18 protein-coding genes are annotated in these 20,796 nt (G+C 69.3%); 3 read left to right on the forward strand and 15 right to left on the reverse strand.

Going from position 1 to position 20,796, the window contains the following annotated elements; genetic code table 11:
* Positions 1-9: 9 nt before the first annotated feature.
* From ACZ5U5_RS00135 to ACZ5U5_RS00195, 13 genes are all read right to left on the reverse strand, one after another.
* Positions 10-555, reverse strand: coding sequence for a hypothetical protein (locus tag ACZ5U5_RS00135; RefSeq protein ID WP_469014420.1), 546 nt, complete (start codon positions 553-555; stop codon positions 10-12).
* Positions 556-588: 33 nt separating this feature from the next.
* Positions 589-1,185: a hypothetical protein gene (locus tag ACZ5U5_RS00140; RefSeq protein WP_469014422.1), complete on the reverse strand. Its 597-nt coding sequence runs from the start codon at positions 1,183-1,185 to the stop codon at positions 589-591.
* A 46-nt stretch (positions 1,186-1,231) separates the two neighbouring features.
* Positions 1,232-1,732 carry a hypothetical protein gene (locus ACZ5U5_RS00145; RefSeq protein ID WP_469014424.1) on the reverse strand — a complete coding sequence of 167 codons (501 nt, stop codon included), beginning with the start codon at positions 1,730-1,732 and terminating at the stop codon, positions 1,232-1,234.
* Positions 1,733-1,746: 14 nt separating this feature from the next.
* On the reverse strand, positions 1,747-2,958 hold the full coding sequence (locus tag ACZ5U5_RS00150; protein ID WP_469014426.1) for an MlaD family protein: 1,212 nt from the start codon (positions 2,956-2,958) through the stop codon (positions 1,747-1,749).
* Complete coding sequence (locus ACZ5U5_RS00155) at positions 2,958-4,109, reverse strand: MlaD family protein (RefSeq protein WP_469014428.1); 1,152 nt, start codon at positions 4,107-4,109, stop codon at positions 2,958-2,960. Before ACZ5U5_RS00155 ends, ACZ5U5_RS00150 begins: the two co-directional genes overlap by 1 nt.
* Positions 4,106-5,341, reverse strand: a complete 1,236-nt coding sequence (locus ACZ5U5_RS00160; protein WP_469014430.1) for an MCE family protein — start codon at positions 5,339-5,341, stop codon at positions 4,106-4,108. Before ACZ5U5_RS00160 ends, ACZ5U5_RS00155 begins: the two co-directional genes overlap by 4 nt.
* The gene (locus tag ACZ5U5_RS00165; RefSeq protein ID WP_469014432.1) at positions 5,341-6,384 is read right to left on the reverse strand and encodes an MCE family protein; all 1,044 of its coding nucleotides are present in this window, start codon (positions 6,382-6,384) and stop codon (positions 5,341-5,343) included. The genes ACZ5U5_RS00160 and ACZ5U5_RS00165 overlap by 1 nt, the downstream gene beginning before the upstream one ends.
* On the reverse strand, positions 6,381-7,415 hold the full coding sequence (locus ACZ5U5_RS00170; protein WP_469014434.1) for an MCE family protein: 1,035 nt from the start codon (positions 7,413-7,415) through the stop codon (positions 6,381-6,383). The genes ACZ5U5_RS00165 and ACZ5U5_RS00170 overlap by 4 nt, the downstream gene beginning before the upstream one ends.
* A complete protein-coding gene (locus ACZ5U5_RS00175) occupies positions 7,412-8,740 on the reverse strand; it encodes an MCE family protein (RefSeq protein WP_469014436.1) in 1,329 nt (442 codons plus the stop codon). The genes ACZ5U5_RS00170 and ACZ5U5_RS00175 overlap by 4 nt, the downstream gene beginning before the upstream one ends.
* Entirely contained in the window at positions 8,737-9,570 is an 834-nt protein-coding gene (locus tag ACZ5U5_RS00180; RefSeq protein WP_469016799.1) for an MlaE family ABC transporter permease, read from the reverse strand. The genes ACZ5U5_RS00175 and ACZ5U5_RS00180 overlap by 4 nt, the downstream gene beginning before the upstream one ends.
* Positions 9,571-9,582: 12 nt before the next feature.
* A complete protein-coding gene (locus ACZ5U5_RS00185; RefSeq protein WP_469014437.1) occupies positions 9,583-10,380 on the reverse strand; it encodes an MlaE family ABC transporter permease in 798 nt (265 codons plus the stop codon).
* Positions 10,377-11,393, reverse strand: a complete 1,017-nt coding sequence (locus ACZ5U5_RS00190; RefSeq protein ID WP_469014440.1) for an ABC transporter ATP-binding protein — start codon at positions 11,391-11,393, stop codon at positions 10,377-10,379. Before ACZ5U5_RS00190 ends, ACZ5U5_RS00185 begins: the two co-directional genes overlap by 4 nt.
* A 111-nt stretch (positions 11,394-11,504) precedes the next feature.
* Positions 11,505-12,941 carry a DUF6801 domain-containing protein gene (locus ACZ5U5_RS00195; RefSeq protein WP_469014441.1) on the reverse strand — a complete coding sequence of 479 codons (1,437 nt, stop codon included), beginning with the start codon at positions 12,939-12,941 and terminating at the stop codon, positions 11,505-11,507.
* Positions 12,942-13,668: 727 nt separating this feature from the next.
* On the opposite strand from ACZ5U5_RS00195, the gene ACZ5U5_RS00200 reads away from it, so the two are divergent.
* Complete coding sequence (locus ACZ5U5_RS00200) at positions 13,669-14,913, forward strand: PucR family transcriptional regulator (protein ID WP_469014444.1); 1,245 nt, start codon at positions 13,669-13,671, stop codon at positions 14,911-14,913.
* A gap of 3 nt (positions 14,914-14,916) precedes the next feature.
* On the opposite strand, the gene ACZ5U5_RS00205 is transcribed toward ACZ5U5_RS00200, so the two are convergent.
* Positions 14,917-16,533, reverse strand: a complete 1,617-nt coding sequence (locus ACZ5U5_RS00205; RefSeq protein WP_469014447.1) for a hypothetical protein — start codon at positions 16,531-16,533, stop codon at positions 14,917-14,919.
* A 167-nt stretch (positions 16,534-16,700) separates the two neighbouring features.
* On the opposite strand from ACZ5U5_RS00205, the gene ACZ5U5_RS00210 reads away from it, so the two are divergent.
* Together ACZ5U5_RS00210 and ACZ5U5_RS00215 are read left to right on the forward strand one after the other, a co-directional pair.
* Positions 16,701-18,200, forward strand: a complete 1,500-nt coding sequence (locus ACZ5U5_RS00210) for a hypothetical protein (RefSeq protein ID WP_469014450.1) — start codon at positions 16,701-16,703, stop codon at positions 18,198-18,200.
* Between the two features lie 117 nt (positions 18,201-18,317).
* Positions 18,318-18,614 (forward strand): hypothetical protein, encoded by a 297-nt coding sequence (locus tag ACZ5U5_RS00215; RefSeq protein ID WP_469014451.1) that lies wholly within the window; start codon positions 18,318-18,320, stop codon positions 18,612-18,614.
* A gap of 49 nt (positions 18,615-18,663) precedes the next feature.
* Here ACZ5U5_RS00215 and ACZ5U5_RS00220 read toward each other — a convergent pair whose 3' ends face one another.
* On the reverse strand, positions 18,664-20,160 hold the full coding sequence (locus ACZ5U5_RS00220; RefSeq protein WP_469014454.1) for a HEAT repeat domain-containing protein: 1,497 nt from the start codon (positions 20,158-20,160) through the stop codon (positions 18,664-18,666).
* Positions 20,161-20,796: the final 636 nt, after the last annotated feature.

The raw sequence follows: 20,796 nt of genomic DNA on the forward strand, positions 1-20,796 counted from the left end.
ATCGGCCCCTCAGTCGGACGGAGTGTCGGTGGGCGTCTCGCCTGCGGGGGCCTGGCCGAGGCCGCTCAGCTTCCAGCCGTCGCCGGTGCGGCTGAGCTCGCCGAGTAGCCGGCTCTCCTTGGTGCTCGGTTTCTTCTTGGGCGGGTCGACGGTGATCCGCATCGCGATCAGGACGCCGGCCCGACCCTCGCGCTCGTCCAGTTCGGTCACGGCCCCGGACAGCACCTCGGCCGTGGTGACCGTGCGGGCGGTGCGCACCTGCTTCTCGAACTCGGGCCTGCCCTTGCGCAGTTCGTCCAGGAGACTGCCGGTGGCGGACTGCTCCCAGGCGTCCAGGCCGCGCTCGAGGTCACGGTGGTCGAGGGTGTTCATGTTCAAGGCGGCCTGTTCGCCCGCCGCGAGGACCTCGTCACGGGTCTGTGCGAACCGCGTGGATTCGTCGTGGGCCGCCGCATACCAGGACGAGCCCGTCCACCCGGCGAAGCCCAGGGCGAGGGCGGCCGCCGCGGAGGCGAGCGAGAGTTTCGTACGGTGTCGGGGTGTCGTACGTGCCATGTCCCTCTCCGGTGGTGGCCTAGCGGTGGTGCCCTAGCGGGCCTTGATATCGGTGATCGTCCAGTGGCCGTCGGCCAGGCGCGCGGTGATCGAGAGCTGGGCGGCCGCGGTGGTCGCCTTGGCGCCTTTGCGTTTGGCCCGCTGGTCGAGGAAGACCAGCAACCGCGCCGTGTCGCCGGTGAGCTCCACGGCTCCGGCCCGTACCACCTGCGTGGTCAGCGACAGCTCCTGCTCGGCCACTTGCCGGCGGAGTTTTGCGAACAAGGCCCGGTAGTCCTTGGCCGCTTCGCCTCGCAGCACGTCCTGCGCGCGCCGCTCGGTGGTGGCCAGGTCCTCGGGTGTGTAGGTGAACACCGTGGTGAGCGCGTCGCTGACGTCCGCGATGACTTGGCGGGTCCGTTCGCTGTCGGTCAGCGCCTGGTTGGCGGAGCCCGGTGCATTCGCGGTCCGGTCGGTGAGGACCAGGAGGGTGCCGCCGGTCAGGAGCAGCGCGGCAAGTAGAAGGGCGAGCAGCGTGCGGCCCCTGCGGCTCTTACGGCGGGGCTCGGGCCGCGTCCCGGTGTCGGCGTCGCCCCCCTCCCCGGCCGTGTCGGCTTCCGCCCCACGCTGAGGCTTCAGTCCGGCGCTCATGTGCATCCCCTCATTCGGCTGCGCCCCCTCATTTCCCTGCGCCCCCTCATTCCGCTGCGACCGGGACCGCGCTCAGCGAGCTGAGTTTCCAGTCCGCTCCGCTGTCGTCGAGGCCCGCCTCGAAGCGTTTGCGGTCGGTGGTGGATTTGCCGGTGCGTGCGGTCACCTCGACGCGGACGGTGGCGATGACCTTCGCCGTGCCCGCCCGGCGGTCCAGGGCGATGACCGCCGCGTCCGTGACCGTGCCGCTGGTGCTTGTGCCCTCCTGTTCGAGGGCCTCGGCACTGTCGTCGCCGGTGCGCCGCAGCTCGTCGGCGAGGGGCCCGTTTGCTGCCTTGGTCCAGGCGCGCAGTGAGGCCCGTACGTTCTTGCCGTCCATGGTGTTGAGCACCGCAATGTGCCTGCGGGCGGCGTCCAGTGCGCTGTCACGGTCACGGGCGTAGGCCAGATCGTCGTCGGCCCGTGTGTGCGCGTACGTCCATCCCGAGAAGCCGCAGAACAGCACTCCCGCGAGCAGTGCGGCCGTCCATGCGCCGCGTCGCCCCATGGCTACCCTCCCCCTCATGACGCGCCCATCCCGAGCAGCCCGCCCAGGTCGGTGGGGCTCTTGGCGGGCGCCTGGCTCCGCCCCGTCCCGTCCGACCCGGGCCGGGCGGGCTCGGGCACGCCGCCGCGCGGTGCGTTGCCCGAGCCTCGGACGTTCTGGCCGCTGGCGGAGCTCGCGGTGCAGGCCGCCTTGGTGTTGGCGGGGGCCGGTGCGGTGTCCAGGCCGTTGCGGTAGGTGGTGCCGCCGTATCCGGCGGTACAGGGCAGCGGTTTGAAGAACGTGGTGGTCATGCCGAAGCGCACGCCGTCGGGGCCGACGGCACTTGCTCCGGCGGAGGCGACCTGAGGGATGCGCACCATCAGTTCACGGGTGCCGCGCTGGCGGGTCACGAGGAGCTCGGAGGTGGTGGTGAGGTTGGCAAGGACGACACTCAGGCCGGGGTCGGTGTCTTGCAGCAGGGCGGTGAACTGGGTGGCCGCGTCCGGGGCCTGGGCGATGAGACGGCGCAGGTCGGGGTCGGACTGCTTGAGCTGGGCGGCCAGTTCGGCGGTGCCGCTCGCGAAGGACTTCAGGGAGTCGGACTGCTCGTTCTGGGTGCGCAGGACCGTCTCGCCGTCGATGAGGAGCCGAGTGGTGGCGGGCAGGGATTTCGTGGCCGCACGGATGAATTCGCTGCTGGTGTCGATGAGGATCTGCAGGTCCTGTCCGCGCCCCTCGAAGCTCTTGCCGAGTTCGTCGACGACGGTGCGCAGTGCGGCGGTGTCCACCGAGGAGGCCAGCCGGTCGACGCTGGTGAGTACGTCGGTGACCGGGGCTGGGGTCTTGGTGGCCCCGCGCGGGACGACCGAGCCGTCGGCGAGGTAGGGCGCCTCGTCGGTGCGCGGGCTCAGGTCGAGGTACTGCTCGCCCACCGCCGAGAGGTTGGCGACCTTCGCGTCCAGGTCGCTGGGGATCTTCGGCGTCGATTCCTTGATGCGGATGCGGGCCTCGACTCCGTCGGGGGTCAGCCCCACGGTTTCCACGCGGCCTACGTCGACGCCCCGGTAAGTGACATTGCCGTGGCTGAACAGGCCGCCGGTCTCGGCGAGTTGCACCTTCACCGTGTAGTAGTCGCGCGCGCCCACGTAGCGCCCCAGATCGGCGTACGTGGTGGCGATGTAGGCAAGGACGAAGATGCCGAGCACGAGGAAGGCGATGTTCTTGAGGTGGGTGGTGCGAGTGAGCACTAGGAGTCGCCTCCTGAGGTTCCGGTGACCGCGGGCAGCGGCAGGGACGATCGCGTGGCGGTGCCGCCCCCGCGGATGGGTGGCACGATCTCCGTGCCGGGGGCCGCGGCAATCTTCAGGTACACGTTGAGGTAGTCGCCCTTGACTCCGGTGAGCACCTCGTCGGTGAACGGATAGGTGAACATCACCTGGAGCGATTCGGGCAGGTCGGCGCCCGAGTCGGCGAGGTTCTTCAGGACCGGGGCCAGGGCCTTGAGGTCGGCGACCAGGTCGTCCTTGGTGCGGTCGACGGTGTCGACGGCGACCGTGGAGAGCGAGTCCAGGGCGCGCAGCATGCTCACGAGGGAGGAGCGCTGGTCGCTGAGGACTTTCAGGCCGGGCGGCAGGTCCCGCAGGATGTCGCCGATCTTGCGGTCGCGGGTGGCCAGGGTGGTGGAGAGCCGGTTCATGCCGTCGAGCGCGTCAGTGATGTGCTTCTTGTTCTTGTTCAGGCTCTTCGCGGTGGTGTTGATCTGCCGCAGCACGGAGCGGACCTCGCCCTCCTTGCCGCCGAGTGCCTTGTTCAGTTCGCGGGAGATGGTCTGGATCTGCTGTACGCCGCCACCGCTGAGGACCATCGACAGGGCGCCGAAGACCTCCTCGATCTCGGGGTTGCGGTTGGTGCGGGCCAGCGGGATCACGTCGCCGTCGCGCAACTGGCCCTGGTTGGCGGCGTAGGTGGCCGTGATTCCCCTCTTGGTGTCCTGGAGGTCGGGGCGGGCGCGCATGCCCTTGGGGGCGACGAGCTGCACGTACTTCTCGCCCAGGACGCTGGATTGCTCGAGGTTGGCGTAGGCGTTGGCGGGCAGCCGTACGCCGCCGTTGACCTTGAGGGTGACGCGGGCGGCCCAGCCGTTGTCGGCGAGGGATATCCGGGTCACGCGGCCGACCTCGACGTCGTTGACCTTGACCGCGGAGTGCGGGAAGAGGCTGACGACGTCGCGGAACTCGGCGGTGACCTCGTAGGGATGGTCGCCGAGGTCGGCTCCGCCGGGCAGCGGCAGATCCTGCAGGCCGTCGAAGTCCGGCAGGCCGCCGGCGCCCAGGGCCAGGCCGACCAGGGTCACGCTCAGGGAGAGGCCCATGGCGATGCGTGCGGTGTGGCGCTTCATGGCCTGCCTCCCCCGGCGTGGTCCGACGTGCCGTACACGGTGCCGACCGGCGGCAGCGGCAGCACGGGCAGACTCTTGACTTGCTTCCGGGGGACGGCCACGAGGTCCTCGGCGCCGCCGCTTGCGCTGCCTCCGTTAGCGATACCGCTCGCCGAGGCCAGTTCGTTGATGTTGGCGCGGCCGTCGATGGTGCGGGTGCGCGGGTTGTAGGCCTGGTCGAGGTTGGCGGCGGCCAGCGGCAGGACATCCAGGGCTTCGGCCACGGACGCCCGCTGCTCGACGACGGACCGGGTCAGGCCCGCCAGCTTGTCGACGTTCGACTTCAGGCGGCCCCGGTTGTCCTTGATGAAGCCCTTGACCTGACCAAGGGCCGTCCCCAGTTCCTTGAGGGCGCCGGCGAGGTCGGTCTTGTCCGCGGCGAGGAAGCCCGCCACCTCGGACAACTGCTTCTCGGCGCGAGCCACTTGGCCGTCCTTGCGTTTGAGCATGCTGATGAACTCAGCCAGCTGCTCGACGGTGGTGACGAGGTCGCCGCTGTTGCCGTTGAGGACGGCGGACGCGCCGCCGAGCTGGTGGATGGTGTCGCCGATGTTTTTGCCGTTGCCGTTCAGGTTCTTCGCTCCGGCGTCGACGAGCCCGGCCAGAGCACCTTCCTTGTTCGCGCCGTCGGGGCCCAGGGCGTCGCTCAACTCGGTGACACTCTTGAGGAGTTCGTCGACCTCGACGGGCGTCGCCGTGTGCTCGGCGCTGATGACGTCGCCGTCGCGGATCTGCGGGCCGCTGCTGTAGGCGGGGCTGAGCTGCACGAACCGTCCTGACACCACGCTGGGGGCGACCACGACGGCCTGCACCTGGGCGGGCACTTTGACTCCTTCGTCCAGGGTGAGCCGCACCCGGACCTGTCTGCCCTGGGGCCGGATCTCATCGACGCTGCCGACGCGCACCCCCAGCACCCTGAGGTCGGATCCTTCGTGGACGGCGACTGCCCGGTCGAAGTAGGCAGTGAGGTGCTTGCCGTCCCCGCCGCGCGCAAGGGCGGTCACCCCGACGATCCCGCCCGCCGCGAGGAGCGCGAGGACGATGAGGATGACCACGAGCCGTCCGCCCCACAGGGCACCGGCGGCATCGGCGACCCGCTCCCCCAGCCCGCGACGCGCGCGTCTGTGTGCGCGCTCGGATGCTTGAGTGCGGGCGGATTCTTGGGTGCGGGCGGCTGGTCGTATGCGGGCCATCAGTGTCCGCCTCCCTGTTTCGGCGGCATGCATCCGCCGGCCGGGCCCGTGCCCGCGGGCAGATAGTCCTTGGGGACCAGACCACACAGGTAGCCGTCCATCCAGCGCCCGTTGCCCAGGGTGTTGCCGACGAGCCGGTAGTACGGTCCGGCGGCGGCCAGAGCCTTGTCGAGGTTCCTCTGGTTCTTGCTCAGGACGCCGGTCACGCGGTCGAGCGCGGCCAGCGCGGGCCCCAGCCGGCGTTCGTTGTCACCGACGAGGCCGCTGATCTCGGTGCCGAGGTCGCGGGCGCCGACAAGGAGCGCGTGGATGGACTTACGGCGGTGGCGTACCTCCTCAAGGAGCAGGTTGCCGTTGTCGAGCAGCCGCTCGAACTGCTTCTTCTTGCTGTTCACGGATGTGGTGAACTGGGCTGACCCATCGAGGAGTTCGGACAGATCGTCGTTGCGCGTGGAGACCGTCCGGGAGAGCGCGGAGAGGCCCTTCATGGCCTTGCGGACGTGCGGCGGAGTGTTCTTGAAGGCCCCCGACACGGCCTTGAAGCTCTTGGCGAGCTGGTCCTCGTCCAGCGCACCGGTGGTGCGGCTCAGCCCGTTGAATGCCTCCATCACGTCGTACGGGGAGGTGGTGCGGCGAGTGGGGATGCGCTCGCCGGGGTCCTGCTTGCGGCTGCCGAGCGGATCGACCGCCAGGTACTTGGCGCCCAGGAGGGTCTTGATGGCGATACCGATGGTGCTGCGGTCACCGATCCAGGCATCCTTCACCTCGAAGGTGACCGCGACCTTGGGGCCATCGAGGGCGACGTCCTCCACCTTGCCGACACGCACGCCGGCGATGCGTACCTCGTCGCCCGCCTTGAGCCCCACCGAATCGCGGAAATCGGCGGTGTAGCGGGTGCCGCCGCCAATCACGGGCAGCGATTCGGCGTTGTACGCAAGCAGCCCCATCAGGGTCATGGCCAGGAGCCCGGCCAGGGCGACGGCCACCGGGTTGCGCTCGTTGACGGGTCTTATGCGAGGGCGTCGCAGTCGGGACAGCTTCATGCGCGGCACCTCGCATCCTTGATCGCGAGTCCGGTCGGCGGCGGGCTGTCGTCGTAGGTGGAGACGCCGCTGACCGTCGCCTCGCAGAGGTAGAGGTTCAGCCAGGAGCCGTAGGAGGCCATGCGGGAGATGGCGGTCATCTCCTGGGGGGTCTTCTCCAGGAAGTTCTCCACCAGGGGCGCGTTGTCGGCGAGGGTCTGGGACACCCGCCCCAGGTCGCGGATGCCGTCCTTCAGGGGCGCCCGGCTCTTGCCGAACAGGTCCGCGGTGCTCACGCTGAGCTTGGCCAGCGAGTCGACGGACCGGCCCACGCTCTTGCGGTCGTCGGAGAAGCCGGAGACCAGCTTCTCGACCGTGCCGATGAGTTCGGTGAAGCCCTTCTGCCGGGTGTTGACCGCCTTGAGGACACGGTTGAGGTTGCTGATGACCTCCCCGATCACCCGGTCCTTGGCTGCGACCGTGGTGGTCAGCGAGCCGACGGTCGCAAGGAGGCTCTCGACCGTGCCGCCCTCGCCCTGCAGGACCTGCACGATCGACCCGGCGAGCGCGTTGGTGTCCTGCGGGGAGAGTCCCTGCATCAGCGGCTGGAACCCGTTGAAGAGCTGGGTCAGGTCGAGCGCGGGGGTGGTGCGGCTCAGCGGGATGGTCCGCCCCGGCTCCAGGGTGCGGCCGACCGGTCCGGCGCCGCGGCGCAGATCGACGAAGCGCTGCCCGAGCATGTTCAGATACTTGATGGACGCCGTGGCCGAAGCGGGCATCCGCCGCTCCCCCTCCAGCGTGAACTCGACTTGCGCGTACCGGCGTTGGACGATCTCGATCGAGGACACCTGACCGACCTTCACCCCGGCGATGCGCACCGAGTCGCCCTCGTTGAGCCCGGTGGCATCGGTGAACCAGGCCTTGTAGCTGCGGCTGCCGCCGACATCGCTGCCCGAGACGCTCAGGGCGAGCACGGTGGTGGCCAGGGCGGTCACCACGATGAAGATCAGCGATTTGACGGCGGGTCCGGTCAGGCTGCGCTGTCCGCTCACTTCAACTGCACCTCCGCCCCGCGGAAGGCCGGTCCTGCGAGCACGCTCGACCAGTCGGGCAGGGAGCCGCGCCGGTCCTTGTCCGGTGCGGCGAGAAGTTCGGTGACAAGGGTGTTCTCCTGGGGCGAGTTGGCCACGCCGAGTCCGCCGGACACCCCGCTCAGGGTGGTGGCCGTGCTCTGCTGCGCGGCGTAGGAGCCGCCCGTGTAAGGGACGGGGTAGCAGCGCGGACCGCCTCCTGCCTCGTAGCGGGGTGTGTCCCGGCCCGGCGTGTAGGCGCCGCGCGAGGGAACGACCCGCACATCGACGCGCAGGCCCGGCCGGTCGGTGCCCTTGCCCAGGGCGGCGTCCATCGCCGGCACGAAGTCGGCGACCGTGCTCAGGGTGCAGGGGAAGGCGGGCGCGTACCGGGCGAGGATCTCCAGGGTCGGGCGGCTGGTGGCGGTCAGCCGGATGAGGTTGGCGCGGTTGCCGCGCAGCCAGCTGCCGGTCTCCTGGGAGGTGCTGGTGACTGACGCGTACAGCGTGGACAGGTCGGCTCGCTGTGCGGCGATGGTCGCGCTGGTGGTGGTGGCGTCGTGCAGCGCGTCGACCAAATCGGGGGCGGCATCGGCGTAGGTGTCACTCAGTTCGACGAGTTGCTCGATGTCGCGGTTCAGGGAGGGCAGGTGCGGGTTGAAGTCCTTCAGGTAGCCGTTGAGCTCCACCAGCGACTCGCCGAGCTTCTGCCCCCGCCCTTCGAGTGCCTGCGCGAGCGCGGACAGCGTGGCCGACAGCTTCTGCGGCTGTACGGCGGTCAGCAGGGGCAGCAGGTTGTCGAGCACCTGCTCCAGCTCGACCGCGCTGCGGCTGCGGTCCTGCGGGATGACACTGCCCGCCGTGAGGGGGCGCGCCGAGGGATTCTCGGGCGGTACGAGAGCTACGTACCGCTGCCCGAACAGGGTGGTCGGCAGCAGTTGGGCCTGGACGTCGGACGGCACCCGGCCGATCTTGTCGGGGGCCAGGGCGAGGGTGAGCCGTGCGGTGCGGCCGCCCGTGTCGATCCTCTCGACTTCGCCGACGACGACGCCGCGCAGCTTGACCTCGGCGCGGGGGTGCATCTCGCTGCCTGCGCGGCCCGTCTCGACGATGACGGTCGCGGAGTCGGTGAACTCTTTGTCGTACACGGCGATCGAGAGCCACACCAGCAGGGCGGGCACCACGAGGTACACCACTCCGGCGAGCCGTCTGCGGCGGGCAAGGGCGCCCTCCGTGGGGCGCGTGCGCGCCGCAGGCGCCGCGGCCGGGCGGGGCGGGGTCGTCGGCGTCTTGGGCGGGGCACTCATCCGGCCACCTTCACCGTGGTCGTGGCGCCCCACAGGGCCAGGCTGAGGAAGAAGTCGGTGACGCTGATCAGCACGATCGCGGTGCGCACGGAACGGCCGACGGCCACCCCCACCCCGGCTGGGCCGCCCGAGGCACGGAAGCCGTAGTAGCAGTGCGCGAGGATCACGAGCACGCTGAAGATCAGCACTTTGAGGAAGGAAAGGAGCACGTCCGTGGGGACCAGGAAGAGGTTGAAGTAGTGGTCGTAGGTGCCGGTGGACTGCGAGTTGAACAGCACGGTCGTCGCCCGTGAGGCCAGGTAGGAGCCGAGCAGGCCAATGCCGTACAGCGGGATGACCGCGATCGCGCCGGCCACGATGCGGGTGCTGACCAAGAAGGGCGTGGAGCGCACGCCCATGCTCTCCAGGGCGTCGACCTCTTCGTTGATGCGCATGGCGCCCAGCTGGGCGGTGAACCCGGCGCCGACCGTGGTGGACAGGGCCAGGGCGGCGACCAGCGGGCCGATCTCGCGGGTATTGAAGTAGGCGGAGACGAAGCCGGTGAACGCGTCGGTGCCGATCTGGCTGAGCGCCGCGTAACCCTGCAGCCCGACGACGGTGCCGGTGAAGACGGTGATGCCGATCATCACGCCGACGGTGCCGCCGATCACCCCCAGGCCGCCGCTGCCGAAGGCGACCTCGGCGAGCAGCCGCTGGATCTCCTTGGGGTAGCGGCGCACGGCGCGGGGGATCCAGATCAGCGCCCGCAGGTAGAAGAGGAGTTCGTCGCCGGGCCGGTCGAGCCAGGCGAAGGCGCGGCTTTTGCCGCCACGATTGCTACCGCGTTGCATCAGGGCCATGGGTCACAGCCCCTTCGGGGGGACGAGCTGCAGATAGAGGCCCGTCAGGACCATGTTGACGAAGAAGAGGATGAGGAAGGTGAAGACGACCGACTGGTTGACCACGTCACCCACGCCCTTGGGGCCGCCCTTGGGATTCAGCCCGCGGTAGGCGGCCACCACACCGGCGATGAAGCCGAAGATCAGCGCCTTGAACTCGCTGATGTAGAGGTCGGGCAGCTGGGCGAGCGCGGAGAAGCTGGCCACGTACGCGCCCGGGGTGCCGTTCTGCATCACGACGTTGAAGAAGTAGCCGCCCAGGGTGCCGACCACGGAGACCAGTCCGTTGAGAAGCAGCCCGACCAGCATCACGGCGAGCACCCGGGGTACGACCAGGCGCTGGACGGGCGAAACGCCCATGACCCGCATGGCGTCCAGCTCCTCGCGGATGGTGCGCGAGGCGAGGTCCGCGCAGATCGCCGACCCGGCGACGCCCGAGATGAGCAGGGAGACGATCAGCGGGCTCGCCTGCTGGATGATGACCAGGACGCTGGCTCCCCCGGTGAAGGCCTGGGCGCCGAACTGCTCGATCAGGGAGCCCACTTGGAGGGCGATGACCGCTCCGAAGGGGATCGTCACCAGCATCGCGGGCAGGATCGTGACGCTCGCGATGAACCAGAACTGCTCGACGAACTCCCGCCACTGGAAGGGCCGTTTGAAGGTCAGGCGGACCACGCTCAGAGCGAGCGCGAACAGGTGGCCGATCTCGCGCAGCACGCCAAGCCCAGGCAGAGGCTGACGCGGGGCGGGAGGTGTGCTCATGTGGCCGCTCCTCTGACCACCCGGGGCGCGGCGACCGCGGGGGCGTCGCCCTCGCGCAGGCTGGCCTCGATGGCGCGGCGGGCCGCGGGTGGCAGTTCGTGCAGCAAGCCCTGGACGCGCTCTCGGCGCCGGCGTACTGCCTGGCGTTCGGGCAGCCCGGGGGTGGGTGCCAGTTGCGGCACGATGGTGCGCTCGGCCGGGGGCCCGGCGACGATGCCGTGCGCGGCCTCCAGGTCCAAGGTGGCCTGGTCCTTCTCCTCGGACATGCCTATGGGCCCTGCCCTGCGGGCACTGAGGAACTGCTCGACCACCGGCTCCTCACTGGTCAGGAGCACTTCGCGGGGCCCGAAGGTCACCAGGTTGCGGCGGAAGAGCATCCCCATGTTGTCCGGGACGGTCGCCGCGATGTCGAGGTTGTGGGTGACGATGAGCATCGTCGCGTCGATCTCGGCGTTGATGTCGATGAGCAACTGCGAGAGGTAGGAGGTCCGCACCGGGTCGAGCCCCGAGTCCGGCTCGTCGCACAGAATGATCTGCGGGTCGAGCACCAGCGCCCGCGCCAGGCCCACGCGTTTGCGCATGCCGCCCGATATCTCCCCGGGCAGCTTCTTCTCGGCTCCCGCAAGGCCGACCAGATCCAGCCGCTCCATGACGATGCGGCGGATCTCAGACTCCTTCTTGCGGGTGTGCTCGCGCAGCGGGAAGGCGACGTTGTCGAAGAGGCTGAGCGAGCCGAAGAGCGCGCCGTCCTGGAACATCAGGCCGAACAGCTTGCGGGCCTCGTACACGTCCCGTTCGCGGCTGTTGACCATGTCGACGCCGTCGATGAGGACGTGCCCCTGCTCGGGGCGGACCAGGCCGACGATCGACTTCAGGAAGACCGTCTTGCCGGTGCCGGACGGGCCGAGCATCACGCTGACCTCGCCGCGCGGCAGGGTCAGGGTCACGTTCTGCCAGATGTTCTGCTTGCCGAACGACTTGGTCAGTCCTTCGACGACCACTTCGACTCCCATCGCACCTCCTTGATCAGGGTTCGGGGTTGGGCACGTTCGGGGTTGTGCACGGGTCAGGTCTCGACCCCGGGCTTACGGGTTGCGGCTTACGGCTTACGGCTCACTCGGCGATCAGAGGTCGGGAAGCTCAGGGATCTTGCAGGCGGATCCGGCGCCGCAGACGCGCCCCTGGCGGATCTTCAGGGCGTTGCCGGGCCCGGAGACCGCGCCGGAGAGCAGCGCGTCGAAGTCCTCGCCGTTCGCCCGGCACCCGCTGAGTGCCGGGATGTCCAGCTCGCCCTGGAGCAGCCCGCCCTCGCTGACCGGATAGCTGCCGGTCAGTTCCGTCTTCACGGGCCGCGAGGTGCGGCAGCGGGACCCGACATCCAGAGGCACCCCGTTGATCCGTACGTCGTACAGGCGCAGATGCTGGCGATAGCCGACCCTGGTCACCGGCGCCTTGCCCGGCCGGATGATGTTGACGATGGTCGCCGGCTCGGGCTCGAAGCGGACCTTGGCGGTGGTCGGCTGAAAGCCGAAGGTGAGGAACGTGCCCTGGGTGTCGGGCAGTTGCATGAGGCCCAGGTGGTCGTACTCGACGTAATCGGGCGCCCTGACCTCGCGCATCCGCATGGCCAGGTGCATCAGACCGACCCGTTGCGCGCGCGGGTCGTTCACCAGGGCCGAGCTCTTGAGTTTGCGCAGGGTGGCGAAGCCCGTCGGCACAGCGCACATCGAGGTCGGCTCCAGCTCGCTGACCTCCCCGCCCGCAGGCACCGGCGGCAGCCGCTCCGGGTCGAGCCTGCCCTCGGGCGGCTGTGCGGGGCAGGTGTCCGCGGCGGCGCGCGGCTGCGGCCCGGTGTCGATGCCCTGAGGGGTGTTGTGTGGAGCGTCGCTGTCCGGGGTGGTGGGGCCGCTGGGCGGCGCCGAAGGGGTTTCGGAGGAGGGCGCCTCGACGGGGACGGTCGCGAGCAGGGTGTCCGCGCCGCTGGCCGGAGTGCAGGCCATCTTGGCCGGGGCGGGCCGCGCGCCCGCATCGCCGGTGCCTGCACCGGCGGTCGCAGTAAGGGTGAGGTGCAACTTCCCTGCCGTGAAGGTGACATCACCCTCGGAGCCGACCGTCACCCACGGCGCATCGCCGCTGAAGCCGATCTCAGCAGCGCCCTCTGCGGGCAGCCGTACCTCGGCGGAAGCCAGGTCCACCCACTCGGCCTGCGCCCGCTCGCGCCCCTGGGCGACCGTCGTGTCCAGCACGGCCGCCCCCACGACCGACGCCGTCCCGTCGGGCAGCAGCTCGGCCACGACCGGCTGTGGCAAGGTCGCTCGTACCCTCACCTCCGTGGGCCTGATCGGCTTGCCGACCGCGCCGCGCTCGGGAAACACGGCACTGATGGTGACCTCGACCTGCCGGGTGCCCGAGGGCAGGGTGCACGTGTACGCGGCCGTGATCCGGGCCTCCCGCTGATCCCGCGCGGCCGAGCCCGAACCGGGCAGCAGGCCGAGCACACACGCCGCCACAGCGACCGCGGCCACCCGTGCGGTGCGGCGACCGCTCAGGGCATCAGTCATCGCTGCTCTCCGATCAGAGGGCGGACCCCGCGGCAGGGGGGCCGCCGCGGGGTCCGATGGAGTGGTCCTCACGTGGTCCGCGGGGAGCCGGGGCCACTTGCGCGAAGGGGCATCCGCACGTGGAGGACCGAAGCAGGCACCGGGCAATACCGTCCAATAGGGCCCGACCTGCTTCCTGTTCGACTTTCGAAACGGACCTTACGCACGGGTAACTGAACGGCGCAACGGGCGAATTGCAAAAGGCCCGCGGACCGGAAACACCAGGCATTTCCTTGTCCCTGGCACAGCAAATCCACGAGCGACTTCGTCCAGAGATGAGTACTCCCTACCCGACCTCTTGACGAAGGGCGAACCCACGCGAGCCGACCTCTCCTCGCGCGAACACAACGCGAACACGACCGGTGACGGGCACCCGGTTTTGTCACCCTGCCAACAACATGCGGAAGAGGTTCATCCTGCAGTGAGCATTCCGCTGCCGACCTCTTGACGGGGCCCGCTCAGGCAGGGCGCCCTGAACACGTCACCAGCGGAACGGGGTTGTCCGAAAGAGAGTGATGAGCAGGGTGCACACCGGCTGTCCATGGTCTACCGTGCCAGGGGTTCCACAGCGCCAAGATCACTTATGACCCGCCGCCAGCCGGAGAACACCGGGGTCGACAGGGACCGATTCCGCCCCCGGACACTGCCGGTCAGCGGTTTCGATCACGGGCGGAGTAAGGGGAGTTCCATGACTACTGCATTAAAGGCGGGGGACGCGGGACATCCGGCGTCCACCCTCCCTCGCGAGTTCGCCGCGATCATGCGCCCAGAACTGCCCGGACTCATCCAGGAAGTCATCGAGGAGATCCACCGGTCCTACCCCGAATACGCGGAAGTCCTCGACGGCCCCTATTCCCGGGCCGTGCACCTCATTGTCGAGCACAATCTGACGAGCTTCGTGGATCAGGTCGCCGCCCCGGACACCTCCACCGTCCAACGCGACAAGGTGTGCCGCATGTTCGGCCGCTTCGAGGCCTACGAGGGCCGCAGCCTGGACACCATGCAGGCGATCTTCCGGCTCGGCGCCCGGCTCGCCCTCAACCGGGCCAAGGGGGTGCTGCGGCGGCTCAACCTGCCCGCCGGCCTCATGCTCTCCTTCGCCGACGCTCTGCTGGCCTACGTGGACAACCTCATGGAGGTCTCCCGCGAGGGCTATCAGGAGGCGCGGGCGGAAATGGAGCAAGGCCAGGACATCCAGCGCCAGCGGCTCCTGAAGCACCTCCTTTCGGATGTGTCCGTCCCCCGGGCGACCCTCGTCGAACTCGCCGAACGCGCCAAGTGGCAGCTGCCCGACGAGGTCACACCGATCGCCTTCAGCACGGAGGGCCGACCCGACCGAGGCGCCATCGCCGAGGACGTCCTGGTCGACCTGGGCTCCTCGCTGCCGCACGCCCTGATCCCCGGGGCCGTCGACGAGCACCGCCGCGCCTTCATGGACGCAGCCCCGCACACCATCCGCGCGGCCGTGGGACTGACCGTACCGCTGACGGACGCGGCGGAATCCTTACGCTGGGCCCGAAGAGCCCTGAGCCTCTCCGAGGCGGGCGTCCTGGAGGGCGGCGCCCCCTACATCCACTGCGAGGACCATCTGGTGGCTCTCACCCTCTTCGCCGATCCCGGCCTGGTCTCGGCGCTCGCCAGGCAGCAGCTCGCCCCTCTGGCGGGCCTGACGGCCAATCAGCGCGACCGGCTCATCAGCACCCTGCGCGCGTGGCTCGACACCCGCGGGAATGTCCTGCAGATGGCCGACGCGCTGCATCTGCACCCGCAGACGGTCCGCTACCGGCTGCGCAACCTGGAGAAGGCCTTCGGCGCCCTGCTGGCCTCACCGGACGACCGGTTCGCCACCGAACTGGTCCTGCGCGCCCTGGAGTTGCGCTCCCGTCGCAGTACCACGGCTCACCGTCCGGGGCCGCAGCCCCTCACCGGCTGACCATCAGAAAGACGAATCCGCGCCGCAGGACACATCAGATGGCCCAGCCGCTTGACTGGTCCTGATCAGCCGCCCCTCCACCGTGCCGATCACCAGAACACCGTCCGGACCGGCACTCAGGCAAGACGGGGTATAGACGTGCCCACCACGGATGAGTGTCCTGCGCCGCACCACCGTGCCGTCCGCCGCATGCAGCGTGAGCAGCTCGCAGGCGCCGGCTCCTAGCACGGCGTGGACGAGACCTCCGTGCACGTCAACTCCGGTGACCTGCGCGTCGAAGCGGTGGGCCCAGACCACGGCACCGCCCGGATAGGCGCGACGTACCAGGTGGGTGCCGTCGCGCGCCGTGCACGTGTGGACGATGCCTGACCCGGCGTCGTCATCGACGTACACGGCGGGACCGCCGCGCAGGAAGGGACCGAGGGTTACGTCCCAGGCAAGCGGAAACAGCCGCTCGATCCCGCTGGGGCCCGCCCGCACGACCCACTTCTCCAACAGTTCCACCCGTACGTCCGCGCCACCGACGCCGTAGAGGAAGAACAGATGGGGCGAGCGTCGCACCGGAAAGTCGAAGGAGCTGCCGCACTCCCCTAGTGCCACGCTGGCCAGCTGACGCCCGGAAGGCGTGAGCACGACGCTCTCGTACGGCGGCCAGTTCGGTCCGGGGAACAGTTCCCGGGAGTCCCGGGCCACCCAGGCACCATCCATGCGCGAAGCGATGGCAACCGGGAAGTCGTACCGCAATTCGGTGAGTTGGGCACCGTCGGAGAGGGCGAAGCGGCGCACCAGGGTGCGCCGGTTGCTGCTGTCGCCCTCCAGGACGGTGGCCCAGACGCTCTCCTCGTCCGGGGTGACATACCAGCGACAGCCATTGCGGAGAAACGGGCTGTCGTCAGGCACCAGCACGGACCACTGCAGGACGCCGTGCGGCGACCAGCACTCCACCAGGGCGCCGCCCTCCGACGAGGCCAGCATCCGGCCGTCCCCCAGCACCTCCACCAGGGACGTTCCGGCCCGCCGGGCCCAGGCGCGGCCCTTCTCGGCGGCGACTCCGGCAAGACAGCGCTGAGGCTGATCAATGTCCGGCCCCTTGATGCTGGTCCAGTCGACTTCCACCGGCACCTGCGGCCAGGAGACCTGTGCCGCCAGCACGTCAGCGGTCACGCCGTGCCAGTCGTCGCGCTCGACGGCGGAGCGTGTGTAGGTCACTCGGCCCAGATCCTCGTAGTCGATGACCGGCCGAGCGAACGTCACCTCCAGGTGGCGCGCGTCCCGCCAGCGCAGACAGGTGACACCGGCCCCTGCGACGGCCACGTCGGTGCGGCGCCGGGTCTCCACCTCGTACAGGTGCAGTCCGCCCCTGAGCTCGAACTCGTCGCCGTCCTCCGTGCCCACGGCGAGCAGGGGCAGGACGGGATGGAAGGTGAGACCCTCGATGCTCTGCCGCAGCACGAACTCGTCCCACAGGACAAGATCGTCCGCCCGGTAGACGACAACCCGACCCAGACCCGAAGAACCGCTCGGGTGACAACTCACGGCGATCCAGCGGCCGTCCGCGCTCACGTCGGTCGTGTACGGGTGACCGATCTCGGGGAACGGGTCATCGGGTATGAGGTGCACCGCAGGACCTTATCGTCCGAAGATCCCCGGTAGCCGTCCGACCGCAGGACGCAGGCCCCCTGCGACCAAGCATTCCGGAGCCGCCGCAGGCCGAACACTATGACCGAAACGACCAGGGCATAGCTATCGGATCCACCTCGTCCTTAGCATCCTCCCCGCGGCGCACCATGCGTCGCGAAAGGACAAGGAGCCGCGCCTTGAAGAGCTTGAGATCGTTGCCGTCCCGCCCCCGACGGCCGCGAACCAGCAGACAGCAACGTGCGGCACTCGTCGCCGGCCTCGCCGGTGTCGTCGTTGCCGGCGCGCTCATCGGTACACCCAGCGCCCACGCCGAAGCAGATCGCCCCCACCAGGCCACTTGCCCACCGGACTTGAAGGACACGGCGACGTGTTACACCGGCCAGGACGCGAACAGCGCGTACTACTCCATCGCCATCCCCCGAGACTGGAACGGCTCGCTCGTCGTCCATGCACACGGCGGTCCTGACCTCGGTGACGGCTCCGACCCCGAGCGCAGCGCCGGCGATCTGGAGCGTTGGTCGGTGATGGTCAAGGAAGGCTATGCCTGGGCCGGCTCGTCGTATCGTCGCGGTGGGTACGGCACCCGGATGGCCGCCGCGGACACGGAGAACATACGGCGCCTGTTCGTGCAGAGGTTCGGGAAGCCGAAGCGCACCTATGTGCACGGGCAGTCCTGGGGCGGGGACGTCGCCGCCAAGGTCGTCGAGACCTACGCCTCGAAGCGCGGCCCGTACGACGGAGCCCTGCTGACCAACGGCCTCCTGGCGGGAGGATCGCGTGGCTACGACTACCGCGTTGACCTGCGCGCGGTCTACCAGTACTACTGCCGCAATCATCCCCGGCCGAGTGAGCCGCAGTACCCCCTGTGGGAGGGCCTGCGCGCGGGGTCGTCGATGACGAACGCCGGCCTGAGCGCCCGGCTGCAGGAGTGCACCGGATACACCTCGCCTCCCGAGGAGCGAACCGCCCTGCAGCAGCGCAACCTGCACGACATCCTGGCGGTGACCGGTGTCCCGGAGCGCACCCTGGAGTCACACCTGCGCTTTGCGACGTTCACTTTCCGCGACATCGTGCACAACCGCCTCGGCGGCCGCAATCCGTTCAGCAACATGGGGGTGCGGTACTCCGGATCCCACGATGACAAGGCTCTCAACGCCGGCGTGGCGCGGTTCCGTGCGGACCCGACCGCCGTACGCGACCTGTCCTACGACAGCGACCTCACCGGGAAGGTGTCGGTTCCCGTCCTGACGATGCACGCCATCGACGACCCGACCGTCTTCGTGGAACATGAGGCGGCCTACCGCGCGTCCCTCGCCGGTGCGCACCGAAGCCGGTACCTGGTGCAGACGTTCACCAAGGAGAGCGAGCACAGTGGGCTGAGCAACTCTGAGTACGCCAACTCCATCGCCGCACTCGACAGTTGGGCGCGCACAGGCAAGAAGCCAAGTGCGGGGAGTATCGCAGCGTCCTGCCCAGCATTCGATCGCACCTACGGGACCGGCTGCTTCTACGATCCTGCCTTCACCCCGGCCCCCTACGCCTCACGGGTCGCCCCCCGGCCCGGCGGCTCCAAGTGGCCTGCCATGACGGCTTGGCAGGAGACGGCGTGGAGCAGGATCGACGGCGTCGGTATCGCTGCCGAGTAGGACGCCGTCAATTCTGTATCGCCACGACACCGTCCTGCGGACACAAGGCTGTCGCCTCCTTCCCGCTTGAGTTCGTTTGGCGGCGACAGCCCGACGCGGCGCTCATAGAATCCCGGAATGCCCAAGCCGATACCGATGAGCCGCCGCATGTGGATTGCCGTGTGGGCAGTGCTGTGCGGAGGCGGCCTGGCTGCCACGACCGCACTGAACACCTCCAGGCCACGGGACGCGCAGCCCACGAAGCCCATCAGTGCCGAGTGCGACCGGTACATCGCGAACATCGAGAGGCAGCTGGCCAAGGCCGAGCAGAAGGGCGACGACGAGGACGGGGTGGTGGCCTTCTCGCGAGTCCGGGTCGGCGCCGAGGACGACTGCCGCGACGAGTTCCGCGACCACTTCGCCGCCAATCGGTGAGTGTCACCCGTTCCCGCTGTCACCCGTTCCCGTTGTCACCCCTGCCTCGTCAGTTGTTCCGGCAGTCGTCCAGGGCACGCAGCGCATCTGCCGCCGCCTCGCATACGAAATCGCATGGGTCCGAGTCCAGGGCGGTGAGCCGGTCGCGCAGCCGCTCCTGGTCTGGGGGAAGCGTGCCCGCATCCTCCACCCAGTGGGCGATCCCCTCCGCGGCAGCCTGGCGCACCCACGTGTTCGCGTCGTCCAAGTGCCGCACGAAGAGCGGCAGATCGTGCGGGGTGTCGGCGTCCTTCGCTTTGTGCGGGGCCAGGAGCGACAGCGCGGAACGTCGGACAAGAGGGGAGGCGGTCCGGTCCACCAGTTCCCGCAACCCGGGCAGGGCTTCCGCCAGGCCTGCGAGGACCCTCTCTGCCACCCCCACCAGGGTGGCGTCGACGTCGAGACGAGGCACCAGCGCCCGGGAGACCGCCTCGCGTTCCCACGGCCGGAACCCCGTGTCCGCCATCGCGTCCAAACCCCGCAACGCGCCTTCGTACACCTCGGGGGTGGCATGGTCCAACAGGGGAAGCAGCAGCCACACGGCGTCCCATCTCCCCATATCACCGTAGGCCTTTGCTGCTGCCGCGAGTGTGGGGGCGGCCGTTGTCGGGTCGGTGAGCAGAGCCCGCAGGAGCCTTGTGGCGGCCTTGCCGCCGACGGACCCCAGGGCGGCGGCGGCCGTCGGCGCCGCCCGCTGATGCCTCAGCCAGTGCGAGGCCGGACCCAGCAGCCGTTCGTCACCTGATCGCCCCAGCAGGAACAGCAGATGTATCGCCACCTCCGGGTCTCGCTCCGCTGCCAAGGCAGCGAACAGCGCGTCCTGTGTCTCTGGGCGGTTCACCCGCGCCAGTCGAAAAGCCAAGGCGCAGCGGACCTCGCTGGAAGGGCCGCCAGCCAGTTCCCTCAGCAGCGACCGCAACAACCGGTCGGTGTGCAGGTCCGACAGCATCAACACGGCATACACGCGGGCGGCGTCCTCACCCCACTGGGCCGTACGGACGACCTCCGCCTCGACGTCCGGGTCCTTCTCGAACATGAAGACCATGGCCCGCGCCAGACCCCAGACGCCGTGTGCCGGATCACCCATCAGCCGGACGAGAGCGGGGACATCACCGGGAACGCCGAGCTCCCTCAATGCCTCCAAGGCGTTGATCCGCAGGTGGTGGTCCGGATCGCCGAGCAGTCGCGCATAGGCCTCCACGACCTCTCGATCGCGCAACCCGAGCCGGATGGACGCCAGAGAGGCCTGCCTGCGCACCCACGGATCGTCGTCGCCCATCAGCGCGGGCAGAGTCTGTGCCCCGGCCGCGGATACCCCCAGCCTGCCCAGACCCACTGCCGCGCCTTCCCGCACCTCGGGCGCGGGGTCGGCGGCTGCCCGTACGAGCACCGCGGCGTGCTCGGCCTCGCCCAGTTTGCCGAGTCCCTTCGCAGCAGCTGCTCGTTGCCAGGTGTCGCCCGTCTCCAGCTCCCTGAGAAAGAAGGCAACCTGATGTTCTCTCGTCATGTGCACCCCGGGAAGTAAGACTGCCGAGCCCACGGGAGGTTGCACCGCCGTACGTCGTGGCATTGTGGATCAACTGATGATTGGATGCTGAGCGTCCGTGTAGGGGGATTTCCATGCGTCTTCGTGCTGTCACCGCCACTGCCGCTCTCATCCTGTGCGCCACAACCGGCACAACAGCCTGCTCATCGACGCAGGATGCAGGAAACACGAAAGCGCCTACCGGTCGCACCACGACCAACCCTGCATCCGCGGACGACCTCAAGGGCAGCATCACGACCGGCAAGCGCCGGGCGGCGGCGCCCACAACGACCAATGGGCCGGAGGCGGATAGCCGCCCCGAGTGCGCCACCTCCGCCGCTGAGATCCCGAAGGAGTGCGCTCTGGACCTGTCGTTTTCTCAGAGCGCCGAGGGCCAACCGGCCACCGGATCACCTCACACGCCATAGATTCGCCCATCGACCCTTCAGCCGCGCAACTTGCCCTGCCTGCCTCGCATTTCGGGGGTGACGGCCCGTTGACGAGGTTGCGGCGCCCCCGTTCGTCGCTCTGGGCTACGTTGGCCCCATGGCGCCAAGCGCTTGTAGGGCAGGGGGCAGCGGGCACCGGTGGGTGTGTCCGCGATGCTCCACCGTAGGT

It is taken from the genome of Streptomyces sp. NPDC033177 (assembly GCF_055577715.1).